The organism is Marivita sp. (assembly GCF_051251565.1).
Taxonomy (GTDB): domain Bacteria; phylum Pseudomonadota; class Alphaproteobacteria; order Rhodobacterales; family Rhodobacteraceae; genus Marivita.
This window is the reverse complement of the sequence record NZ_JBPOFB010000002.1, coordinates 59812-81534: the sequence shown is the minus strand read 5'-3', so window position 1 is coordinate 81534 and position 21723 is coordinate 59812. Positions and strand designations below refer to the sequence as shown.

Annotated in this window: 19 protein-coding genes; 15 read left to right on the top strand and 4 right to left on the bottom strand. The window is 59.5% G+C overall.

Annotated elements, in window-relative coordinates; genetic code table 11:
• Nucleotides 1–64 precede the first annotated feature (64 nt).
• The 4 genes from ACSHXH_RS02890 to ACSHXH_RS02875 are packed head-to-tail and all read left to right on the top strand — an operon-like array spanning nt 65 to nt 5109.
• On the top strand, nt 65–1315 hold the full coding sequence (locus ACSHXH_RS02890; protein ID WP_435670257.1) for a sarcosine oxidase subunit beta family protein: 1251 nt from the start codon (nt 65–67) through the stop codon (nt 1313–1315).
• Nucleotides 1315–1599 (top strand): sarcosine oxidase subunit delta, encoded by a 285-nt coding sequence (locus tag ACSHXH_RS02885; protein WP_435670256.1) that lies wholly within the window; start codon nt 1315–1317, stop codon nt 1597–1599. The genes ACSHXH_RS02890 and ACSHXH_RS02885 overlap by 1 nt, the downstream gene beginning before the upstream one ends.
• Entirely contained in the window at nt 1596–4550 is a 2955-nt protein-coding gene (locus ACSHXH_RS02880) for a sarcosine oxidase subunit alpha family protein (protein WP_435670255.1), read from the top strand. Before ACSHXH_RS02885 ends, ACSHXH_RS02880 begins: the two co-directional genes overlap by 4 nt.
• On the top strand, nt 4543–5109 hold the full coding sequence (locus tag ACSHXH_RS02875; RefSeq protein WP_435670254.1) for a sarcosine oxidase subunit gamma: 567 nt from the start codon (nt 4543–4545) through the stop codon (nt 5107–5109). Before ACSHXH_RS02880 ends, ACSHXH_RS02875 begins: the two co-directional genes overlap by 8 nt.
• Nucleotides 5110–5115: 6 nt before the next feature.
• On the opposite strand, the gene ACSHXH_RS02870 is transcribed toward ACSHXH_RS02875, so the two are convergent.
• On the bottom strand, nt 5116–6903 hold the full coding sequence (locus ACSHXH_RS02870) for a sensor histidine kinase (RefSeq protein WP_435670253.1): 1788 nt from the start codon (nt 6901–6903) through the stop codon (nt 5116–5118).
• A 190-nt stretch (nt 6904–7093) separates the two neighbouring features.
• On the opposite strand from ACSHXH_RS02870, the gene ACSHXH_RS02865 reads away from it, so the two are divergent.
• The 6 genes from ACSHXH_RS02865 to ACSHXH_RS02840 all read left to right on the top strand — a co-directional run bounded on the left by ACSHXH_RS02865 (nt 7094) and on the right by ACSHXH_RS02840 (nt 13267).
• Nucleotides 7094–7714 (top strand): helix-turn-helix domain-containing protein, encoded by a 621-nt coding sequence (locus ACSHXH_RS02865; protein ID WP_435670252.1) that lies wholly within the window; start codon nt 7094–7096, stop codon nt 7712–7714.
• A gap of 120 nt (nt 7715–7834) precedes the next feature.
• Nucleotides 7835–8764, top strand: a complete 930-nt coding sequence (locus ACSHXH_RS02860; RefSeq protein WP_435670251.1) for a class II glutamine amidotransferase — start codon at nt 7835–7837, stop codon at nt 8762–8764.
• A 1-nt stretch (nt 8765) separates the two neighbouring features.
• Nucleotides 8766–9443 (top strand): protein GlxC, encoded by a 678-nt coding sequence (locus tag ACSHXH_RS02855; protein WP_435670250.1) that lies wholly within the window; start codon nt 8766–8768, stop codon nt 9441–9443.
• Nucleotides 9444–9454: 11 nt separating this feature from the next.
• The gene (locus ACSHXH_RS02850; RefSeq protein WP_435670249.1) at nt 9455–10798 is read left to right on the top strand and encodes an FMN-binding glutamate synthase family protein; all 1344 of its coding nucleotides are present in this window, start codon (nt 9455–9457) and stop codon (nt 10796–10798) included.
• A gap of 69 nt (nt 10799–10867) precedes the next feature.
• Nucleotides 10868–12196 (top strand): type III glutamate--ammonia ligase, encoded by a 1329-nt coding sequence (gene glnT / locus ACSHXH_RS02845; protein WP_435670248.1) that lies wholly within the window; start codon nt 10868–10870, stop codon nt 12194–12196.
• A gap of 72 nt (nt 12197–12268) precedes the next feature.
• Entirely contained in the window at nt 12269–13267 is a 999-nt protein-coding gene (locus ACSHXH_RS02840; RefSeq protein WP_435670247.1) for an ester cyclase, read from the top strand.
• A gap of 49 nt (nt 13268–13316) precedes the next feature.
• Here the strand turns inward: ACSHXH_RS02840 and ACSHXH_RS02835 are convergent, their stop codons facing one another.
• The 3 genes from ACSHXH_RS02835 to ACSHXH_RS02825 form a co-directional block, all read right to left on the bottom strand.
• Entirely contained in the window at nt 13317–14438 is a 1122-nt protein-coding gene (locus ACSHXH_RS02835; RefSeq protein ID WP_435670246.1) for a serine/threonine protein kinase, read from the bottom strand.
• 24 nt (nt 14439–14462) lie between these two features.
• On the bottom strand, nt 14463–14804 hold the full coding sequence (locus ACSHXH_RS02830; protein WP_435670245.1) for a cupin domain-containing protein: 342 nt from the start codon (nt 14802–14804) through the stop codon (nt 14463–14465).
• Between the two features lie 126 nt (nt 14805–14930).
• Nucleotides 14931–15494, bottom strand: a complete 564-nt coding sequence (locus ACSHXH_RS02825) for a hypothetical protein (RefSeq protein ID WP_435670244.1) — start codon at nt 15492–15494, stop codon at nt 14931–14933.
• A 180-nt stretch (nt 15495–15674) separates the two neighbouring features.
• Between ACSHXH_RS02825 and ACSHXH_RS02820 the strand changes: the two genes are divergently transcribed.
• The 5 genes from ACSHXH_RS02820 (at nt 15675) to ACSHXH_RS02800 (ending at nt 21721) form a co-directional block, all read left to right on the top strand.
• Nucleotides 15675–16751 carry a hypothetical protein gene (locus ACSHXH_RS02820; RefSeq protein ID WP_435670243.1) on the top strand — a complete coding sequence of 359 codons (1077 nt, stop codon included), beginning with the start codon at nt 15675–15677 and terminating at the stop codon, nt 16749–16751.
• Nucleotides 16748–17863, top strand: coding sequence for a hypothetical protein (locus ACSHXH_RS02815; RefSeq protein WP_435670242.1), 1116 nt, complete (start codon nt 16748–16750; stop codon nt 17861–17863). The genes ACSHXH_RS02820 and ACSHXH_RS02815 overlap by 4 nt, the downstream gene beginning before the upstream one ends.
• A gap of 76 nt (nt 17864–17939) precedes the next feature.
• Nucleotides 17940–19874 (top strand): ATP-binding protein, encoded by a 1935-nt coding sequence (locus tag ACSHXH_RS02810; RefSeq protein ID WP_435670241.1) that lies wholly within the window; start codon nt 17940–17942, stop codon nt 19872–19874.
• A complete protein-coding gene (locus tag ACSHXH_RS02805) occupies nt 19871–20386 on the top strand; it encodes a hypothetical protein (protein ID WP_435670240.1) in 516 nt (171 codons plus the stop codon). Before ACSHXH_RS02810 ends, ACSHXH_RS02805 begins: the two co-directional genes overlap by 4 nt.
• A complete protein-coding gene (locus ACSHXH_RS02800; RefSeq protein ID WP_435670239.1) occupies nt 20387–21721 on the top strand; it encodes a DUF6638 family protein in 1335 nt (444 codons plus the stop codon).
• The last annotated feature ends 2 nt before the right edge of the window (nt 21722–21723 follow it).

Genomic DNA, 21723 nt, shown 5'->3' with positions numbered 1-21723 from the left:
ACCAAAAGAGGCGAGGCGCGCCGTGCAAACGGGTGCAAGGATCGCCGGGAAGGAGTCTAGGACCATGCGATATTCAGGATTTCGGGTGATCAAAGAGGCGCTGACCGGCCATCGCGGTTGGGGGCCTGCCTGGCGCGATCCCGAACCGCAGCCTGCGTATGATTATGTCATCATCGGTGGCGGCGGGCATGGTCTGGCGACGGCCTATTATCTGGCCAAGGAATATAAACAGTCGCGGATTGCGGTGCTTGAAAAGGGCTGGATCGGCGGCGGCAATGTGGGGCGGAACACCACGATTGTGCGGTCGAACTATATGCTGGACGGCAATATCCCGTTCTATGAATTTTCGATGAAGCTGTGGGAAGGGCTTGAGCAGGATCTCAACTATAACGCGATGATGAGCCAGCGCGGGGTTATCAACCTGATGCATTCCGATGCCCAGCGCGACGCCTATATCCGACGCGGCAACGCGATGATCCTGCACGGGGCGGATGCGCAATTGCTGACCCAAAAGCAGGTGCTTGAGAAATACCCGTTCCTGAACGTCAAAAACGCGCGCTTTCCAGTCATGGGCGGCCTTTTGCAGGCCCGTGCTGGCACCGCGCGGCATGATGCCGTCGCCTGGGGGTATGCCCGCGCCGCAGACCAGCACGGTGTCGACATCATCCAGAACTGCGAGGTTACGGGGTTCAGGATCGACGGCGGCAAGATTCTTGGAGTTGAGACATCCCGCGGGTTTATCGGCGCGAAAAAGGTTGGGTCTTGCGTGGCAGGATCATCGTCCAAGGTGATGGCGCAGGCCGGGATGCGCCTGCCCATCGAAAGCCATGTGTTGCAAGCGTTCGTGTCCGAGGGCCTAAAGCCCGTTCTGCAGGGTGTGATCACCTTTGGCGCGGGTCATTTCTATTGCAGCCAGTCCGACAAAGGCGGGCTTGTCTTCGGTGGCAATATCGACGGCTACAATTCCTATGCGCAACGCGGCAACCTGCCCATGGTCGAAGACGTGATGGAAGAAGCGATTGCCATGTTCCCAATGATGGGCCGGGCGCGGGTTTTGCGCATGTGGGGCGGCATCATGGACATGTCGATGGACGGGTCACCCATCATCGACAAGACCCATATCGACGGGCTCTATTTCAACGGCGGCTGGTGTTATGGCGGGTTCAAGGCAACGCCTGCCTCGGGCTTTGTTTATGCGCACCTTCTGGCCACCGACACCCCGCATGAAACTGCCACCGCGTTCCGTCTGAACCGGTTTGAAACCGGGCACATGATTGACGAAAAAGGGATGGGCGCGCAGCCCAATCTGCACTGATGATTATAAATCACCCCATCCTTGGCCCCCGCGATTCAAGCGAGTTTGTCTATCTGGGCGATGCGACGCTGGTCAACCGCCCCGATTGGCAAGCTGCGGATGCATTGGCGCAATTCACGGACTACATCCACACCCGCGACAACCCTGCCGGGCTGCACCGCGAATTGTGGTATCACGAACAAGGCGACCGGTCGTGGCTGGTCGTCACCCGCGATACGGTCACGCACGAGATCACAGCGGTCGAAATGGCGTCTGATGTGGCGCGGGCCGGAGGTGCATCATGACCCAGAAGAACCGTTTGGACGGCGGGTTGATCAACCGTGCCGAAACCTACAAGTTCCGTTTCGACAACACCCATTACACGGGCCATAAAGGCGACACACTGGCATCCGCGCTGCTGGCCAACGGCGTGCGGCTCATGGGCCGGTCGTTCAAGTACCACCGCCCGCGTGGTGTGATGACCGCTGGATCGGAAGAACCTAACGCGATTGTCGAACTGCGCGAAGGCGCGCGCAAGGAACCCAACACGCGGGCCACCACGGCAGAGCTGTTCGACGGGTTGCGCGCCAATTCACAGAACCGCTGGCCGTCACTGGCCTTTGACGCGATGGAGGTGAACGACCTTCTGTCGAACTTCCTCACCGCCGGGTTCTACTACAAGACCTTCATGTGGCCCGCCGCGTTTTGGGAAAAGCTCTATGAGCCGATCATCCGCCATGCCGCTGGCCTTGGATCGCTCAGCACGCAAGACGACCCTGACGGGTACGACAAGGGTTTCCTGCATTGCGATATTCTGATCATCGGCGGGGGTCCTGCCGGTCTGGCCGCTGCGCTGACCGCTGGAGAAAGTGGCGCGCGGGTGATCTTGGCGGATGAGGACTTTGTTGTTGGCGGGCGCCTGAACCTTGAGACCTATGAGGTCGGCGGCACATCTGGTTCCGCTTGGGCCGCCGAGACCGTTGCGCGGCTGGCTGCGATGCCGAATGTGCGTGTCATGCCCCGCACCACCGTGATTGGCGCGTTTGACCACGGTATCTACGGCGCGGTCGAGCGGGTGAGTGATCACCTGAAAGCCCCTGACGCTGGCAAACCGCGGCAAATCCTGTGGCGCGTCACGTCACAGCGCGCGATTCTGTGTGCCGGTGCCACCGAACGCCCGATTGTGTTCGAAAACAACGACCGCCCCGGGATCATGCAGGCGAGTGCCATCCGCGCCTATGCAAACCGCTGGGCGGTGACGCCAGCACGACAAGTGGCGATTTTCACCAACAACGATGACGGACATCGGACCGCGTCTGATCTGGCGGCAAAGGGTGTTGAGGTTGTGTCGGTGATCGACACCCGCGCCGATGCGCCGACATCGCCTGACTATGACGTGATCGCAGGCGGTTTGATTGATCAGACCTGGGGTCGACTTGGCCTGAAACAGGTCGAGGTGAAAATGCCCAAGGGGGGCATCCGCCGGATCACATGCGGCGCGTTGGGTGTGTCGGGCGGATGGAACCCGAACGTGCATCTGACCTGCCATCAGCGCGGATGGCCGGTATGGAACGACGCAATTGCGGGATTTGTCCCCGGTGGGGTGATGCCCGCTGGCATGACCGTTGCCGGGGCGGCCAGTGGCGTATTCTCGACCCATGGCGCGCTGGTTTCTGGGGCAGAGGCGGCTGCCAAGGCACTGTCCGATCTGGGGATCAAAGCGAACGCCCCCACCCTGCCCGAGGCGGAAGACTCCCCGGTCAAGATCACCCCCTTCTGGCACGTCAAGACCGCCAAACGCGCGTGGGTCGATCAGCAAAACGATGTCACCTCCAAAGACATCAAACTGGCGCATCAGGAAAACTTTGTCTCGGTAGAACACCTCAAACGCTACACGACGCTGGGCATGGCGACGGATCAGGGGAAAACCTCTAACACCGCCGGTCTGGCGATCATGGCCGAAGTTGCGGGCAAACAAATTCCAGAGGTTGGCACCACCATGTTCCGCCCGCCCTACACGCCCACCGCGATGGGGGTGTTTGCTGGCCGTGCGTGGGGTACCGAAACCCGCCCAACGCGCCTTACACCCAGCCACAGATGGGCCAAGGAACAAGGCGCAGTGTTTACCGAGGCGGGGCTTTGGCTGCGCGCCCAATGGTTCCCGAAACCGGGCGAGACGCATTGGCGCGAAAGCTGCGACCGCGAGGTGCTGCAAACCCGCAAGTCCGTGGGCATCTGCGACGTGACTTCGCTTGGCAAGATCGACGTGCAAGGAACCGACGCCGCCACGTTTCTGAACACGGTCTACTGCAACGGCTTTGCCAAGCTGGCCATTGGCAAGGTGCGATATGGCCTTATGCTGCGCGAGGATGGGATCGTCATGGACGACGGCACCGCCGCGCGCATGGCCAAGGACCATTTCGTTGTCACAACCACTACCGCACATGCCGTTGGCGTGTACCGGCATATGGAATTCGTGCGGCAATGCCTGTGCCCTGAAATGGATGTGCAGTTGATTTCCACCACCGACGCGTGGGCGCAGTTTGCGGTTGCCGGTCCCAATTCCCGCGCGCTGTTGCGCAAGATCGTGGATGCCGCATTCGACCTGTCAAATGACGCCTTCCCCTTCATGGCATGCGGTGACGTGACTGTCTGCGGCGGTTTGCGCGCGCGGTTGTTCCGCATCTCGTTCTCGGGTGAACTGGCCTATGAGATCGCCGTGCCAACCCGCTATGGGGACGCGCTGATCCGGCGTTTGATGCAAGCGGGTGAAGATTTTGACGTGGTGCCTTACGGGCTTGAAGCGCTGAACGTCATGCGGATCGAAAAGGGTCATGCGACGGCGAATGAGCTGAACGGAACAACCACTGCGCTGAACCTTGGGATGGGGCGGATGGTGTCGAAGGCAAAGGACTCGATTGGGTCGAAACTGTCCGAGCGTCCGGGCCTGAACGAAGCCGATGCGCTCAAGCTTGTGGGCCTTAAGCCGGTCGATCCCGCACACCTGGTGCCTGCCGGTGCACATCTGATGACCAAGGGGGCAAAAGTGACAGGTGCAAACGATCAGGGCTATGTGACCTCAGCCTGTTATTCGCCAAACCTTGGACACCACATCGCGCTTGGCTTTCTGAAATCAGGCGACACGCGGCTGGGCGAAGTGATACGTCTGGTCAGCCCCCTGACCGGCGTCGATCACGATGTCGAAGTGGTCAGCGCCCATTTCCTTGATCCCGAAGGAGACCGCCTCCGTGCATGATCTTGCCCCTATCTGCGCCTTGGGCGGCGCGGACCCGCGTGTCGATACCGTGGCGGGTGTGACCCTGACCGAGAACCCGGGATTGGCCCTTGCGTCTGTATCTGCGCGCAAAGGACACGAAGATGCTTGCCGCGCGCATCTGGGCACCTTGCTTGACGGCACAGCTCCCGAACCGGGCAAGACCGTGCTGCACGATCCCGAAGCGTCGTTCTGGATAGGCCCAGACCAATGGATGGTGGGCGCGCCGATTGCCACGCATGAGGATCTCGCAGCGCGACTGAAAGCGCGCTTTGGCGACACCGCGTCGATCACCGACCAAACCGATGGATGGGTCTGTTTCGACTTGCGCGGTCGCGGGGTTGAGGCGGTCATGCAGCTTTGCGCGAATTTCGATATCGAACGGATGCAGACCGGCGATGCACAACGCACGGTCATTCACTATATGGGCGTTTACGTCCTGCGGCGCGACCCGGCGGATTGGCTGCGCATCCTTGGCCCGCGATCTTCGGCAGAATCCCTGCACCACGCCCTGGTCACAGCGATGAAAGCAGCTTTGTAAGCGGCATCAGTCAGGCGAAAACGGCTTGTAGTCAAAGGTCAGGACCATTCTGTGCCGGTCGTCTTCGTCCACATGTTGCAGATCACCGCTCAACTGGCTGGCAAAGGCCAGCATCAACCGCTTGCCGAGGCCCGTGCCGACCTGTGCCTGCACTGTTGGATCAACGCTGTTCTCAATCGTCAGCCGCATGCGTGTCGCATCGCAATCACCCAATTTCTTAAGGTGCACCCTGAGACGAAACACCCCGTCACGCCCCGGTCCGCCATATTTGAACGCGTTTGACAATGCCTCGGCGGTCATCATCGCAAGCGGGCCGGACTGGTCTGGCAACAACGTCACCGGATCAAGATCAAGGTCGATTTGCACAGGCTGCGCGCCCGCAGGTGCGCTGGCAGCATTGACCTTTGCCACGAGGTCACCCAACAAAACGTCAAAGCGGATTTTCGTCAGCGACGGCTCTTGGTACAGCGCGCGGTGCACCGATGCGAGGCTGGTCACCCGATCCTGAAACTGGCGCAGTGCCGTCACCGCCTCGGGGCTGGACACCTGCCGGACCTGCATGTTGACGATGGACGAGATAAGCTGAAGATTGTTCTTTACCCGGTGATGCACCTCTTTGAGCAACACCTCCCGTTCGTACACCGCGTTTTCAAGATCGGCTTCGTCGCGCAGCAATTGATCGGCCATCGCTTCAAACGTGGCATTGATCGTCTGTATCTCATTCGGCGCATCGTCGATCCTGCCCGCGACCTCGACTGCGCGGCGGGTTGCAAAACCGCGCATCCGACGACCCAGATCGCGGATGTGGCGCAACACCAAGCGGTTCAACGATGTCACCGCCACTGCAATACCGACCAGCCACATGAGAAACGGGAAAAGCAGTGTCGATACCGCGAACCAAGGTGACGCTGTTCCCTGCAACGCCGAGCGTCCCCAACTGCCCAACGCGTAGACCTCTCCGGGAAGGATCGGCACAACCGAAATCAGCCGCTTTTCCCCGGTCAGCGTGGTTGCCAAGAAGAACGTGTCTTCCTGATCGACAAACCCATCAAGCGCCATGCCATCGGGCAAATAGTCGTCTATCGACCCTTGCGGAGCGAAAGAGGTCAACATTTCCCCAAACTTGTTGAACGTCACCAGTGCAAAATCCCCACTTTGACCCAGACCGGAATCCGACTGCACCAAGGGCTGTGCTTGAAACGAAATCGTCACAAACCCCTTAAGGCCGCCGCCATCGGCATAGGTGGGATAGGCGACGATGATCACCGGCAATTCAATGGCCGACCCGTTGGGATTGTACGAGATATACGGCTCGGGATTCGTAAACAGCGCCGCTGCGCGGGGGTCTGTGGGAAACTGTAACGTCCGCCCGACACTGTTGCAGCGCGACACCGATCCCCGCTCCATCAACCCGGCATAGGCAAGGCGCGGGCTGGTTTCGAGAACCCTCTTCATAATCGCCATGCACTCTTCCGTGCTGAACTCTGTCGCGCCAAGCGTATCGGCAAGGGTCCGAGCGGTGCCTATCTTGGTAAACAACGCGCGGCGTTCCGGTTCGACCAAGGCACTGGTGCGCGCATGGATCGACGCCTCAAGATTGTCATTCGTGATGTGCAGCGCGCGCCACGTCTGGCCCATCGCAACAAGGCCAATCGGCAACAGCGCCAGCGACAACAGAAACGCGATGCGCACAACAAGGTTTTGCCGAAGCGGCTTAGCCTCGGTCTCTGCGTCGCCATGGTTGGTGCCACCTGACCGACCGTCCGATGATCCGGGCTTACGAGGTGCTGACATGACTGGCCTGTCTCAAAAACACAAATGCGGTCCAACACTGCAACGCGCCAAGATGCATCTTGTTCCCACACGTTTCAAAGAAACTGAACCGGGCGGAGCAACGCGCACCCCATCGTGTCCGTCGCTCTGGCCTTTTTGAAACACTCTCTCTAACATGGAAGATGCTACTTTGCCGCTGAACGGGTGATCTTTGGTCAAACTCACACAGAACCCGCACCGCAGTTCGGAAAGTCAGGAAAAGGTTCTTGAGGTCGCCATCGGACGTGCCCTGCGGTCTTTCCGCAAGCAACAGAACATGACTGTGGCCGATCTTTCGAAACAGACCGAGATTTCTGTCGGCATGTTGTCCAAGATCGAAAACGGCAACACGTCGCCTTCGCTCACCACGCTTCAGACCTTGGCAAATGCACTTTCCGTGCCTCTCACCGCGTTCTTTCGCGGGTTCGAAGAAAAACGCGAGGTCATACACACACCCGCCGGGCAGGGCGTCACCATCGAACGCGAAGGCACGCGCGCGGGGCATCAATATAACCTGTTGGGCCATATCGGCGCGAACACCAGCGGCGTGATCGTGGAACCATATCTGATCGTGCTGACGTCGGAATCGGACACATTCCAGACCTTCCAACATGACGGGATCGAAACGATCTTCATGCTCGAAGGGGCGGTTGATTATCGGCACGGATCAAACATCTATCCGCTGCGCCCCGGTGACACGCTGTTTTTTGAGGCAGATGCGCCGCATGGACCCGAGACCTTGGTAGAGCTGCCCGCCCGGTACCTGTCCATCATCAGCTACGCCCAAAGCTGAATTTTTAGGCACTTGCAATTTTCCTCTGGGGAAAATTTCATTCCCCTTGTTGTCGGCGACCACTGGCGATGCTATCCAGCGCTATCGTCTTGACCCCCAACAACGCAGAAGGAACGCGGGATGTGCGGAATCGTCGGATTATTCCTGAAAGACCCCTCGCTTGAACCCCAGCTTGGGGCGATGCTGACCGACATGCTGATTACCATGACAGATCGCGGCCCCGACAGTGCGGGCATTGCGATTTACGGACGGGACAACGCCGCGATTTCGAAACTGACGGTTCAGTCAGATACGCCAGACCCCGCTTTTGCGACGTTAGAGCACGACCTTGGCACCGCGTTGGGAACCCAAGTGCATCTGCGCCGCCAAGACACGCATTCGGTTCTCGAAATTCCACGCGGGACGTTGGGGGCGGCGCGCGCGGCCCTGACCGCGATCAACCCCGATCTCCGGGTTATGGCCTCGGGCGACACGGTGGAAATCTACAAAGAGGTCGGTTTGCCCAAAGACGTCGCGGACCGGTTTGGCCTGTGGTCCATGTCCGGCACCCACGGCATCGGTCATACCCGCATGGCGACCGAGTCCCTTGTGACGACCATGGGTGCGCACCCGTTCAACACTGGCCCCGATCAATGCCTTGTGCACAACGGGTCACTGTCGAACCACAACCGCCTGCGTCGCAAATTGCAACGCGAAGGCATCCACATCGAGACCGAAAACGACACCGAAGTCGGGGCCGCTTACCTTACATGGCGGATGCAAAACGGGGCGACTTTGGGCGAAGCGCTGGAAAGTTCGCTGAACGATCTCGACGGGTTCTTTACATTCCTCGTGGGCACCAAGGACGGCTTTGGTGTGGTCCGTGACCCCATCGCCTGCAAACCCGCCGTGATGGCGGAAACTGACCAATTTGTGGCCTTTGGCAGCGAATACCGTGCTTTGGTGAACCTGCCGGGCATAGACCACGCCCGCGTCTGGGAACCCGAACCCGCAACCGTGTATTTCTGGAGCCACCAAGACACCGTCACACCCACTAAGAAAGCCGCCTAAGATGCAGACCATCGACATGGAAACCACCCCGCTGCGAGATCTGAATGCCACGCTTCAGGCGCAGGCTGAGGCGACCAACCAAACCGCGTGGGAAATCGTGAACCCCAAGGGCAGTCACGCGATTGCGGTCGGACTGGACGCCGCGATTGAGGTCACGGTCAAAGGCTCTACCGGATATTATTGCGCCGGGATGAACAAGCAAGCAACGATCAACGTACATGGCTCTGCCGGGCCGGGGGTGGCCGAGAACATGATGTCCGGTACTGTCGTGATCGACGGCGATGCGTCGCAATATGCCGGGGCAACGGGACATGGCGGCACGCTTATCATCAAGGGCAACGCGTCGTCCCGCTGCGGGATTTCGATGAAGGGCATCGACATTATTGTGCATGGCAATGTGGGTCATATGTCGGCCTTTATGGCGCAGTCGGGCAACCTTGTTGTGTGCGGCGATGCAGGGGACGCTTTGGGCGATTCCATCTACGAAGCGCGGCTGTTCGTGCGCGGGTCGGTCAAATCGCTGGGCGCGGATTGCATTGAGAAGGACATGCGGCCCGAACATATCGCGCTGCTGGCGGACCTGCTGATGCGCGGCGGGTGCGATGCGAAACCCGAAGAGTTCAAACGCTACGGATCTGCCCGCCAGCTCTACACTTTTAACATCGACAACGCGTATTGAGGGCCGGACACATGAAAGACGACAACACCAGCGCCCCGCGCACGGTTCCGATCCAATCCGCCACGTTTTCCAACCCGGTGAACGCAGAAATCCGCCGCGCAGCAGCGACCGGGATTTACGACATCCGGGGCGGCGGCGCGAAACGCAAAGTGCCGCATTTCGACGATCTGCTGTTTCTTGGCGCGTCGATCTCGCGCTATCCGCTCGAAGGCTACCGCGAGGCGTGTGACACCTCTGTCACCCTTGGCACGCGCCACGCGAAGAATCCGATCACCTTGGACATCCCGATCACAATCGCGGGCATGTCATTTGGCGCGCTGTCTGGCGCTGCGAAAGAGGCTTTGGGGCGTGGGGCCACATTGGCGGGAACGTCTACCACCACTGGCGACGGCGGAATGACCGAAGAAGAACGCGGGCATTCCAAGACGCTGGTCTACCAATACTTGCCGTCGCGCTACGGGATGAACCCAGACGATCTGCGCCGCGCTGACGCCATTGAAATCGTGGTAGGCCAAGGGGCCAAGCCCGGCGGCGGTGGTATGCTCTTGGGTCAAAAGATCACCGACCGGGTCGCCAATATGCGCAACCTGCCCAAGGGGATCGACCAACGCTCGGCCTGTCGTCACCCTGACTGGACCGGGCCAGACGACCTTGAGATCAAAATCCTGGAACTGCGCGAAATCACCGGATGGCGCGTTCCAATCTACATCAAGATCGGCGGCGCACGGCCCTATTTCGACACCACGCTGGCGGTCAAGGCGGGCGCGGATGTCGTTGTCCTTGATGGGATGCAGGGCGGCACGGCAGCCACGCAGGATGTGTTCATCGAACATGTCGGTATGCCGACGCTGGCCTGTATCCGCGAAGCCGTGCGCGCACTGGATGATCTTGGGATGCACCGCGAGGTGCAGCTGATCGTGTCGGGCGGTATCCGCACCGGGGCTGATGTGGCGAAATGCATGGCGCTGGGGGCCGATGCCGTGTCTATCGGCACCGCCGCCCTGATCGCGCTGGGGGACAACGATCCGAAATGGGAAGACGAGTATCAGGCACTGGGCACCACCGCCGGGGCCTATGATGACTGGCACGAGGGCAACGACCCTGCGGGCATCAGCACACAGAACCCCGAGCTTGCCGCGCGGCTTGATCCCATTGAGGGCGGGCGGCGCTTACGCAACTATCTCAAGGTGATGGCGCTTGAAGCGCAAACCATTGCGCGCGCCTGCGGCAAGAACAAGCTGCACAATCTCGAACCCGAAGACCTTTGCGCCCTCACAATGGAGGCCGCTGCGATGGCCAAAGTGCCGCTTGCCGGAACCGACTGGTGGCCCGGCAAGCAAGGCACAGCATTCTAGGACACTCAAAGGCGCGGCTCCCCTGCTGCGCCTTTTTCAATTCATAACAGATAACGGGGACCGGACCGCATGACTATTGATCTCGCCACATTCGCCAAGGACAACGGCGTCAAGTATTTCATGATTTCGTTTACCGACCTCTTTGGCGGCCAACGCGCCAAGCTGGTCCCGGCGCAGGCTATCGCGGAGATGCAGGAAGATGGCGCCGGGTTTGCGGGCTTTGCCACATGGCTCGACATGACGCCTGCCCACCCCGATATGCTCGCCGTGCCTGACCCCTCCTCGGTCATCCAACTGCCTTGGAAACCCGAGGTCGCGTGGGTCGCTGCCAACTGCGTGATGGAAGGCGAAGACGTCGCCCAGGCCCCGCGCAACGTGTTGCGCCGCTTGATTGACGAGGCAGCAAGCGAAGGTCTGCACGTCAAGACGGGGGTAGAGGCCGAGTTCTTCCTGCTCACGCCCGAAGGCGACCAGATCAGCGATCCGTTCGATACGGCAGAAAAACCCTGCTACGACCAGCAAGCGGTGATGCGCCGCTATGATGTGGTGCGCGAGATTTGCGATTACATGCTTGAGATGGGCTGGGGCCCGTACCAGAACGACCACGAGGATGCGAATGGCCAGTTCGAGATGAATTGGGAGTTCGACGATGCCCTGCGCACCGCCGACAAGCATTCGTTCTTCAAGTTCATGACGAAATCCGTCGCTGAAAAACATGGCTTCCGCGCAACCTTTATGCCCAAGCCGGTTGAGGGCCTGACCGGCAATGGCTGTCACGCGCATGTGTCGGTCTGGGACGCGCCGGGATCAGACGCCAAGACCAACGTTTTTGCAGGCGACGGTGAAGGCCAGACCGGAGAGGTCGGCCTGTCCGAACGCGGCAAGCATTTCCTTGGCGGGATTATGAAACACGCCAGCGCCCTCGCCGCGATCACCAACCCGACGGTGAACAGCTACAAGCGCATCAACGCGCCGCGCACAATGTCGGGGGCAACCTGGGCGCCCAACACCGTCACATGGACCGGCAACAACCGCACCCACATGGTGCGTGTCCCCGGACCGGGGCGGTTCGAACTGCGCTTGGCCGACGGGGCGGCGAACCCGTACCTGTTGCAGGCGGTGATTATCGCGGCGGGTCTGTCTGGCATCCGGTCCAAGGCCGATCCGGGCAAGCGCTATGACATTGATATGTATGCTGAAGGTCACAAAGTCCGAGGCGCGCCGCAGCTGCCGCTGAACATGCTGGACGCCCTGCGCGCCTATGACAAGGACAAGGCGTTGAAGGCCGCGATGGGCGAAGAGTTCTCTGCCGCGTTCCTGAACCTCAAGACCCAAGAGTGGAATTCCTACGTGTCGCACTTCACCCAATGGGAAAAGGACAACACGCTGGACATCTGACTTTCAGCTTGTCGGCACCGGGAAATCGGGCATTGTGAAGGCCGACTGCATACGATTGCAAAAGAGTGTCCCATGCCCGATTTCCAGAGCGAAAAACAGCTTGTCCAAGACTATTACGCGGCTCTCTCCTCTGCCGAGGATACGGCGCAGGTTCTCGACCGCTACTGTCACCCTGACCTGATCTGGCGCGGCTATCATCCCGTGGGTCTGTTGACCGGTCCCGCGGCGGTGGCCACGCAGTTCTGGCATCCGGTCAAAACCGCGCTGACATCGCTGCAACGGCGCACGGACCTGTTCTTTGCCGGGCGCAACCACATGGCCGACGATGGCGCGGTCTGGGTGGCGTCTATGGGGCATCTGATGGGCCTGTTCGATGCGCCGCTTTGGGGCGTCCGACCAACCCGCAAGATTGGAATGTTGCGCTTTGGCACGTTCCACAAGATCGAGGGCGGCAAGATCACCGAAGAAGTGATGTATTTCGACCTGCCCCACCTGATGATGCAGGCCGGACAGAACCCGTTCGGCCCCCAGACCGGCGCGCATCTGGTGCAGCCGGGGCCGGTGACCCATGACGGTTTGCTCTACGCCGATGCGCCCGAGGCCGAGGGGGCCGCGACCCTGCACGCGATCAACGCGATGGTGGGCGATCTTGGGGACTGGAACCTTGGCCTGCCTCTGGTCGAGGAACTGCGTCGCACCTGGCACGAGGATATGATCTGGTGGGGGCCTGCGGGTATTGGCGCGACCTACACGATCCCGCGCTATGCCGAGCAGCATTCGGCGCCATTCCGCGCGAGTTTTACCAATCGGTCAAAAACCGGCCACCTGTGTCGCATGGCCGAAGGGCATTTCGGCGGGTTCTTTGGCTGGCCCAACTTCACCGCCGAATTCACCGGCGGGTTCATGGGGATGCCCGCAACGGGCAAACACGTTGAATTCCGGGTGATCGACTTTTACCGCCGCGACGGTGACAAACTAGCCGAGAATTGGATCTTCATCGACCTGCTGCACCTCTGGGCGCAGCAGGGAGTGGATTTGTTGGAAAGGACAACCGGGATTGAGGGCGGGTAGAAGGCTCTTCGAAGTGCCTACACAAGCGTTTTCGACATCGCTTCCGCCATCACTGAACCGGGAAGTAATCCTCGCAGTCGCCATCGCGGTAGACATCCGCCGTGCAGCAATGCAGCCCGCCGCCAAATGCGTAGGCGTCGCGCAGCTCGACCGGGATGACTTCCATGCCCAGCTTGTCCATCTGCTCCATCTGGTAGACCTCTGACGCCTCGACACAGACCGTCTTGGGATCAAGCACCAGTACGTTCATCGACAGCCATGTCGAGGAATAGCACAGCGGCGGCGGTGCGTTATGCGCAGGCTGGGCAGCATCGACGATTTCCCAATCGTTCTTTTGGAAATACGCGCGCTGTTCGTCGGGGAGGCGGCGGTTCGGGTTGTTCAGGATCAGACCGGGGCGCAGCGGAGTGAAGGTCGCATCAATGTGGATCGGGTATGGATCGCCGGGGAAATTGACGGCGCGCACGCGATGATCTGGATAATGACGGCGCAGCCATTCAATGCCTTTGAGGTTGGTCGTAAACCCGTGCTGCACGATCAGGTCTTTGCCAAAGCGCAACACGTCAGCCGCATCAAAAAGCGGTTCTTCCTCGGTGGTGACAAAGTGCTTGTCCGCCGTCCATTTCAGGCGCTTCTCGATGCCGATCTTCTCCGACAGGTAATCCGCGTGATAATCCGCATTTGTCAGGCGCGGCTTCGGCGCGGTTTCGTGCCGGAAGTTCTGATCTTCGTCAAAATATTGCTGCATCAGAGGACGGTAGCAGAGGTATTCGAACCAGCGGCAGCGATAGGACATCGTTGCCTCAAGGATCTCGTGACCCACTGTCAGCAACACATCACGCGGTGGCATGCAGCCGAACTGGCTGTCGGTGTGGAAGTCAGGCGTCGTGACCGGCAGGCTGAAATCAGTCGGTGTCGGACGGTCCACGCGGATGCCGCGTTTGGCCAGCATTCCTGCGAAATTGTCCAGCAGCTCGTTCGCGCGGTCGATGGTCTCTTGCGGGCGACGCCCCCACTGGCCGCGCATGTCGCTGTCTTCGGGCACCTTGGCATCCAGCGCCGGTTCCTCTGGCGGGATGTGGCAGTCGTCTGCGCGGCCCACGATCACGTGGCGCAGCCTGTCCCATTCGTTCCAGCTTTTGACTTGCGTCTTGTCCGGTGACCAGCTCATTCAGATATTCCTTACAGCTAGGGTTTACGTGCGGATCACGTATTCTTTTCGGGTGGTTTCAATGACATTCCATGAGCCCTGAAATCCGGGACGCAGGATAAAGCTGTTCCCCGCTTTCAGCACATGCTGCCTCCCATCCGCATCGGTGATGATCGAATGACCAGACAAGATGTGGCAGAATTCCCATTCATCGTAGGAAATACGCCAATGACCCGGCGTCGATTCCCAAATGCCGCAATAGAGCCCATCCCTGTCCTCAACGTTCCACGTTCGAAACCTTGGCAATCCTGAGATCACACGGTCAGGTGGCGGGGCATCTTCCTCGGGGTCGAACGAGGGCAAGGCACGCAGGAACAGATCAGACATGAAGGAGGCTCCCAAGCTTGGTTGCGCAAGGGATGCGGGAGGACACGCGTCACGGCAAGCCCAAAGACGACGAAAGGCGTCGCAGGTTCGACGCCTTTCGATTTTTTACCAATTGGTCAAATTCGATCAATTGCCGAAATTCGCCAACGCATCAAAGTCGATCCGCTCCATCGCTTGCATCAGCACCGCTTCGTCCCTGCCTTCGATGGTGATGAGGATGCGGTTGTTGACCAGTGCCATCGCCTGACCATCGCTGAGGGCAATGCGCTGCCGACCGATCCGCTCTACCTTCATGCCCATTGCAGCGGCGTTGGCGACCATACCGCCCATAGTCGCCACCATCGCGTTGTCGGCCATCATGTTGATCGAATAGGATTGCGCATTGTCCGGTGCGTTATAGCTGGCGCTGGCACCCATGCCGCCGCCCATCATGGCAAGGCCCGCCTGCATGTCGCTATCGACCACGCGGGTCCAGCCTTCGGGGGCCTCTGGCAGGAATTGCTGGAAGGCATCAGCGCGGAGCGCCATCATTTTCTGCCGCGCGAAATCCAATTCTTCGAGCGCATAGGCCACGTCGCCAGCAGAATAGGCGTCGAGCGCTGATTGCAGCGTGTCGGAAATTTCGTCAGCCGTGGCCATCACCGGTAGGGCAACGCATGCGGCAAGGACGAAGGAAGCAATTCGTTTCATATCAATATCTCCGGTTAAATTTGTTCGTATGGAGGCGGTGCACATCGCCCTGCACATCTTTAAGCGCGATCTTGGCTTTCCTTTCAACTGGGCTTTTGCGAAAGTTTCATCTGAGCCGGGTTCATATCGGACGACACGCCCCACATTTGTAAAGCGGGCAGATTGATTGGAGGATTTGAAATGGCAGATTTTGACACGCAGGTCCGGGAAAGCCAGACGCAGGTGGCCGAAGCGCAGGCAAAGATCGCAGAACTGACCACCCGGATCGAAACCGCGCGCACCAAGATGAAGACCGGCGACGACATCACCTTCGACATCGAGAACGCCTCGCTTGAAGACGTGCACGCGCATACCGATGTGATGAATGCCAATATTGCCGAGCTGATTATGGGGCTTGACGATGTGACGGCCGCCTTCTCCAAGGATTTTGACGAGATGCGGTCCAAGACCGGTTGGGAAAGCTTTGTCGGCATTTTCGCCAAGGGCAAATCCGAATCGATGCGCCAAGAGCGCATGAAGACCGCCTCGATTGATGACAAGTTGCAGGACCTGATCGCCAAGTCCGACGTGATTGTCACGTTGCTTCAGGGCCAGTTGAACTTGCTGAACGAGCAGAAAGACAAGGTCGAGGTGAACCTGTCCGAGACGTTGGATGAGCGCGAGGCAACAGTGGGTGAGCTTGAATCGGCGCGGGCCGAGATACTGGCGATGGATCCCAAAATCATCGAACTCGAAAACAAAATCAGTGTCGAACAGGACGCTGCCAAACGCACCAAGCTGGAAACCGAACTTGCAGAGTTGAACACTGGCTACAATGCGCTGGTGCAGGACGAGCAGGTCAAGCTCGCCAAGTCGCAAACGCTGGAGCGGTATATCGAAAAGGGCAAGACCTGGATCGACAGCCTCCAGAACCAGGCGGCGACGCAAATGGTGTTGATCAACAAGTTGCAGACGGACACGAAACAGCGTGTGGTTCTCTATGATGCCTTGTCCAAGTCGTTGAAGACCGCGCAACAGCAGGACGTGGCGCACCGGATCAACGAGATCGGCGTGCAGACCGACCAGGAAGCGCAATCGGCGATGGCGGGGATCGGTGCGGCGACCAACCAGAGGATGGCGGACATGCTGGAAAGCCACGAGGACCACATGGTCTTTGCCCGCGAAGTGCTGGAAGCCAAGGCCAAGGCGGACGAACGCTTTGCCCGCCGGTTCCAAGCTATTGTCGAGAAGCACGACAAGAACCTGTATGGGGCATGACAAACACCGCCAACGACCATCGCGGCATTCCTGACACGCTCGCCAGCCGCCGGTATTTCACGAAGTTCGACAAGATCCTCGGCCATCTCGGACGCGTGGCTGCTATGCTGCATGTCGAAAAGCGGCTGACCAAGTCAGAGGTCGAGGTGCTGACCCGTTACGTGATCGCGCTCAACCTGACGTTCCGGGCGTTGTCGATGAAGTACCTGCTGGTGGGGCGCGACACCGGCCAGTTTTTCGGGTCGCTCACGATGGATGTGCAGGAGAGCGGGTTTCCGACGGTGACGGAGTTGCTGGTGATGGCCAATGACGCCGCGCAGGCGGGGCAGCATTTGCGGTCAATGCCGTCGGTAGAGGCGCTCAAAGACCAGATGGTGACCGAGATTATCGGCGACCAAGCGATCCCGACGCGGCTGCAATTCACGCTAAGTCAGCGGCTCTATTACGAGGAGCTGGCGCGTGGCAAGCTCTTTTGGGCGCGCAACGATCCGCAATGCTTGTGGCTCTCGGGCGAGGAGCGGCGGCGCTATCTGCTGCACTGGGCGGTGTATGACAGTCAGGTGAACTTACCGACCGTATACCTGATGGAGGTCGAGGACAGCGGGCGCGATGCTTTGCCCAAGGACGACCGGCGGTGGCCCGAGGTTCAGGCGCATCTGATGGCGCAATCGCTGGGTGGTCTGAAGCTGCTCACAATTGCGCAAGGCTTTGACGAGACCTTTGATCATTTACACCCCAAACGCCTGCGACGGTTCCATATTGGCCCGATGTATTCTCATTCGTTCACGCAACAAAGCGGCCCGATCCGCGAGGTACTGGAACAGGCGCGCGCACCGGAGGGGCAGGACTGGGCGCTTGCGTGGACATTGGAAGATTTGGAAAGCGAACGTGTGCGGGAAGAGAAATCCGGCTGGTTTTCACGCGTTGAACGCGAGGTGTTTGCGCTTGATCCGTTCGCCGGGCGCGGGGCCGAAACGGGGACAACGGCGACCGAGCGGATGGTAATTCTGCCCGAACGGCCATTTCAAGCGCTTTCGGAGTTGAGCCCGCCGGGATTCGCACAGGTGCGCAAGTTTGTGGTGAGCGAAACGGGGCGGGTCTTGAGTTATTGATTGCTGCGCTTGCGTTTCGTGCGGGAGCCTCCGGCAGGAGTTTATTTGGCAAGATGAAGTTGAGGAGCGTGGTGAGATGAGCGTGACATCCGACCTGATGGAATTGCGCGAGGACGCAATCCGCAAGCATTATCCGGCGGCCAATACGATGCTGGAGGGGTTTGATCATACGCCCCGGGTGGCGTCTGCGGCGGAACCTGCGACGCAGACGCGATCCTCTGGCATCGGCACGCGGCGGCGGTTTCGGTCGACAACACCGGGATTGGTGACGCGGTCGACGGCGCGGCCTGAAGGGGTGCATTTGCTCGACCGGATTGCGGGGGCGGATGGGGAGGATCCGTTGACCTCGCCCGCGCAGGCGGCGGTGATGCACGGGTTGCGGCGAGCGCTTGGGATTGCTCTGGCGATGGGGAAGGCGTTTTCGGATGCCACCGGGTTGGCGGATCTTAAGCGGACGAATCTGCAAGGGTCTTTGGGCGCGGATCGGAAGGCGGAGTTTTCGGCGCTCTTGGAGGGTGAGGCGTTGGCGGTGGGGTATGTGTTTGCCAATGCGACGGCGTTTTTGCTGGCGGCGCAGGCGAGCGAAGTGACCGTCGATGTGGGTGAGGTGCAGGAGGTTCTGACCGACAATGCGCAGCTTGCCCTGCACGGCGCGCTTTGGGAGTTGGATCAGAAGCTTGCCCTGCATGCCAGCAACGAGCCGCGTTTGGTGGCGACGGTGCTGGCCTTTGCCGAACAGCTGATGGAGCGGATCGCTTTGCGCGGGCAGAACGGGGCGCGGACGGGGGCGTTCACCAGCGCCAATTGGCGGGTGGAGGCGGATGATCTGACGATCCGGGGGTTCACGCCTGCGACCAAGGCCAAAAGCACCACCCTCACCATGCAGTTCAAGAAGCCACACCAGGTGGTGGGCAACCATATCGCCAAGTACCAGGCGATGCGGCTGGCGAAGATGTTGATGGCGTATGACTTTGAACGGCGGCTGAACCCGTTTGCAGAACTGGGGGGCTTCATCTTCACCTTCATGGGCGACGGTGCGCCGGGGACGGGGAAGACGACGCTGATCCAGATGATGGCGGGGATGATCCACGAGTATTGCCAGAACGCGGGTTACACGTTTCGGTATCAGAACTTCGGCATCGACAATATTGACAGCTATCAGGGCAAGTCGGGGCAGAACGCCAAGGCGTTTGTCAACAATGTGCTCGACCCGTCGGTGATCGGGTTCGGCACGATTGACGACATCGACCAGATCGCGGGGCGGCGCGGCGACCGGCAGTCCAGCGCGGGACAGCAGGAGGTTACGGCGGTGTTCATGGAGGCCTTTGCCGGGGCCAATACGGTGGTGCGGGGAAACTGCACCTTCGGGATGTTCTCGAACTTTCCAGAGAACGTGGATGACGCGCTGCGGCAGCGGGCGGGGGCGCGGTTTCTTGTGGACGGACCGCAGACGCGGGAGGATTACATCGACATCCTCGCGCTCTTGATGGGGCGCAAGCATGATATTCCTTTGGGGGATCACGAGCTCTACGCAGCGCAGCAGATCCAGAAAGCGGTGGCGGCGTCGTTTGAATCCCACAACCGGCCCAAGGAACCGGGGTTGATGGAGGTGTTCGACCGGGTGTCGTCGCAGATCGGCGCGCTCGACACGATTGCCAAGATGGGCACGTACCTCAAGGCCATTCAGGAGGCCGACCCGCGCTTTACGGGCCGCGCGATCAAGAACATCACCGACGCGGTGAAGGTCCGCGCGATGGATTTTGAATTGCCGGATGAGTGGATGGAGCAGCCGGATCTGTTCCTGTTCAAACCCTATGATGAGAAAGCGGCGATGATCGAAGAGCTGCGGCGGCCGATCACGACTCAAATGGTGATCCAGGAGATCAACCGCTACGCGGATTCCGAGTTCCGCTATGCGGACAAGTCGGATGAGGTGGCCATCGAGGCGATGGTGCGGGATATGGGGCGTCAGGAAGAGGCGAAGAGACGGTATTTGGAGGGGAAGGGGTGATTACAGAGTTAAATCAGTGGATTTCTGAAAATCAAGCTTTGGTAATTTCCTTTGGAATTCCTGCTTTCACAGTATTCGTATCAGGATGGGCAGCATTCTTAAACCACCGTTCAAAAATTGCTGATGCAAACCTTCAGGCTAACCTTGCTGTCCACGAAATACAGAGAAAGAGCTTTGAACGAGTACAGGAGAACCTTGCGAAGACTCTTCAGGTTTTTCACTATTTTGTCGAAATCAACATCAAAGCGAAGAATAAAATGACTGAACGGGTCTACGATGGGGAGATGGTTACGGAGTTTTTTAGAGCAACCGACGAAGTAGAAATGAACATTTTATCTGAAGATAAAATCGCCGCAGACTTCAAAATGGCTGTTGACAATTTTCTCGCTGAGTTGGGGCAGGAAACAATATCATCAGCCAACCAAGAGGTATGCATACAACTTAGGAACGCTTGTCGCCAAGTATTACAAACTGAATGGCAAGCGATGAATAATCGTTTGACCAAGAAATAAATGAACCGCCTCATCCAATCCGGCCTGATGTTCGGCAACCTGATCCATGTCGCCTCGCCTGCGCTGGTCGAACGGTATAACCGGGCGCTCAAGCATTTGACGGGCAAGACCACGACCCAGACCGATTTCCACATCGACATCTCCGGCTTCTCGCCCGAGATCGGAGACGAACTCAACGACCCGCTCTACCTCAACCACAACGGGGTGAACCGGCAGTTCATTCTGCTGACGACTCAGCAGAAGACCGCGCCGCTCTTGGATGCGAAATTCTCGACCTCGCGGGATATTCTGCAGCAGTTCATCGAGGCGAATGAGAGCCAGTTGTTCGCGCTCACCGCCAAGGATGCGGTGGCGGGGGAGTTGGTGAACACAGTGTTTGACGTCAGAAGCCCCGAGCGGCTGTTCGACATTCACACCATCCGGATCGAGGCGGACACGACCAGCGGCACGGTGCGCGATGCGGAGAAGCTGGGTGCGCTGGTGGATCGGTTCAAGACGGAACCCGACGGCTGGCACGATGATGTGCTGATCGCGGAGATGATCACCTTGGCGAAACGCACGGGCGACGTGGTCCGCAATCCGGTGCGGTTGAAGCAGATGGAGTTCCGGCAGGAGAATTTCCACACCAGCCATTTCGGCGGGATGTATGTGTTTCGCGCGGTAGAGCACCCGGCGGCGATCTGTGCGGACGATCTGATCCCCGGTTTGCCGATTGCCTATAGCTTCACGCTGCACGACCGGAACAAGGTGGCGAAATTCCTTGACCTGAACGGGCTGGTGGAACCCATCGTCAAGGCGCGCGAGATCGACGCAAGCGCGATCTTGCGGCAGAAGATGGATTTCATCGTTGTCGATATCGCGCAGGAAGCCGAGATCGACCTCAAGGGTGCGACACGGCGGGATATTCGCGGGCTGGCGCGGCGGTACTCGGACCGCTTGCCGCCGGAATGGCACGCGCTGAACCAGTTGGTGCAGTGGGCGGATGGCGATGCCAAATGGCCCCGGATCGCAAGCGACCACCCGGCCTATTTCTACACGATCCGGGCCAGCGACACACCCGATGCCAGCTTCATCAACATGCTTCTGTCCGAGCTGTCGCCCAAGGATATCCGCCAGCTTTACATCTGCCACAAAGAGGCGTTCTACGCAGCCTATCGGGCGTGGTCCGACACGAAACGCGCCTATGTGGTCGATTTCCTGACCCGCGAATATGTTGCCGACAAGGCCGGTGCGCGCGAGGCGCTGTTCGGGCATGACGCGCCACTTGAAGAACCGGCCACGATCCGCGACGATGTGATCGCGCGCGTCGGACCCTGGGGCGCGGTTCGGAGGTAGGC

What these genes read in the sequence shown, in the direction of transcription:
- ACSHXH_RS02890 (WP_435670257.1), top strand. Translation starts at nt 65, where the DNA reads ATGCGATATTCAGGATTTCGGGTGATCAAAGAGGCGCTGACCGGCCAT.
- ACSHXH_RS02885 (WP_435670256.1), top strand. Translation starts at nt 1,315, where the DNA reads ATGATTATAAATCACCCCATCCTTGGCCCCCGCGATTCAAGCGAGTTT.
- ACSHXH_RS02880 (WP_435670255.1), top strand. Translation starts at nt 1,596, where the DNA reads ATGACCCAGAAGAACCGTTTGGACGGCGGGTTGATCAACCGTGCCGAA.
- ACSHXH_RS02870 (WP_435670253.1), bottom strand. Translation starts at nt 6,903, where the DNA reads ATGTCAGCACCTCGTAAGCCCGGATCATCGGACGGTCGGTCAGGTGGC.
- ACSHXH_RS02860 (WP_435670251.1), top strand. Translation starts at nt 7,835, where the DNA reads ATGTGCGGAATCGTCGGATTATTCCTGAAAGACCCCTCGCTTGAACCC.
- ACSHXH_RS02855 (WP_435670250.1), top strand. Translation starts at nt 8,766, where the DNA reads ATGCAGACCATCGACATGGAAACCACCCCGCTGCGAGATCTGAATGCC.
- ACSHXH_RS02850 (WP_435670249.1), top strand. Translation starts at nt 9,455, where the DNA reads ATGAAAGACGACAACACCAGCGCCCCGCGCACGGTTCCGATCCAATCC.
- glnT (WP_435670248.1), top strand. Translation starts at nt 10,868, where the DNA reads ATGACTATTGATCTCGCCACATTCGCCAAGGACAACGGCGTCAAGTAT.
- ACSHXH_RS02840 (WP_435670247.1), top strand. Translation starts at nt 12,269, where the DNA reads ATGCCCGATTTCCAGAGCGAAAAACAGCTTGTCCAAGACTATTACGCG.
- ACSHXH_RS02835 (WP_435670246.1), bottom strand. Translation starts at nt 14,438, where the DNA reads ATGAGCTGGTCACCGGACAAGACGCAAGTCAAAAGCTGGAACGAATGG.
- ACSHXH_RS02830 (WP_435670245.1), bottom strand. Translation starts at nt 14,804, where the DNA reads ATGTCTGATCTGTTCCTGCGTGCCTTGCCCTCGTTCGACCCCGAGGAA.
- ACSHXH_RS02825 (WP_435670244.1), bottom strand. Translation starts at nt 15,494, where the DNA reads ATGAAACGAATTGCTTCCTTCGTCCTTGCCGCATGCGTTGCCCTACCG.
- ACSHXH_RS02820 (WP_435670243.1), top strand. Translation starts at nt 15,675, where the DNA reads ATGGCAGATTTTGACACGCAGGTCCGGGAAAGCCAGACGCAGGTGGCC.
- ACSHXH_RS02815 (WP_435670242.1), top strand. Translation starts at nt 16,748, where the DNA reads ATGACAAACACCGCCAACGACCATCGCGGCATTCCTGACACGCTCGCC.
- ACSHXH_RS02810 (WP_435670241.1), top strand. Translation starts at nt 17,940, where the DNA reads ATGAGCGTGACATCCGACCTGATGGAATTGCGCGAGGACGCAATCCGC.
- ACSHXH_RS02800 (WP_435670239.1), top strand. Translation starts at nt 20,387, where the DNA reads ATGAACCGCCTCATCCAATCCGGCCTGATGTTCGGCAACCTGATCCAT.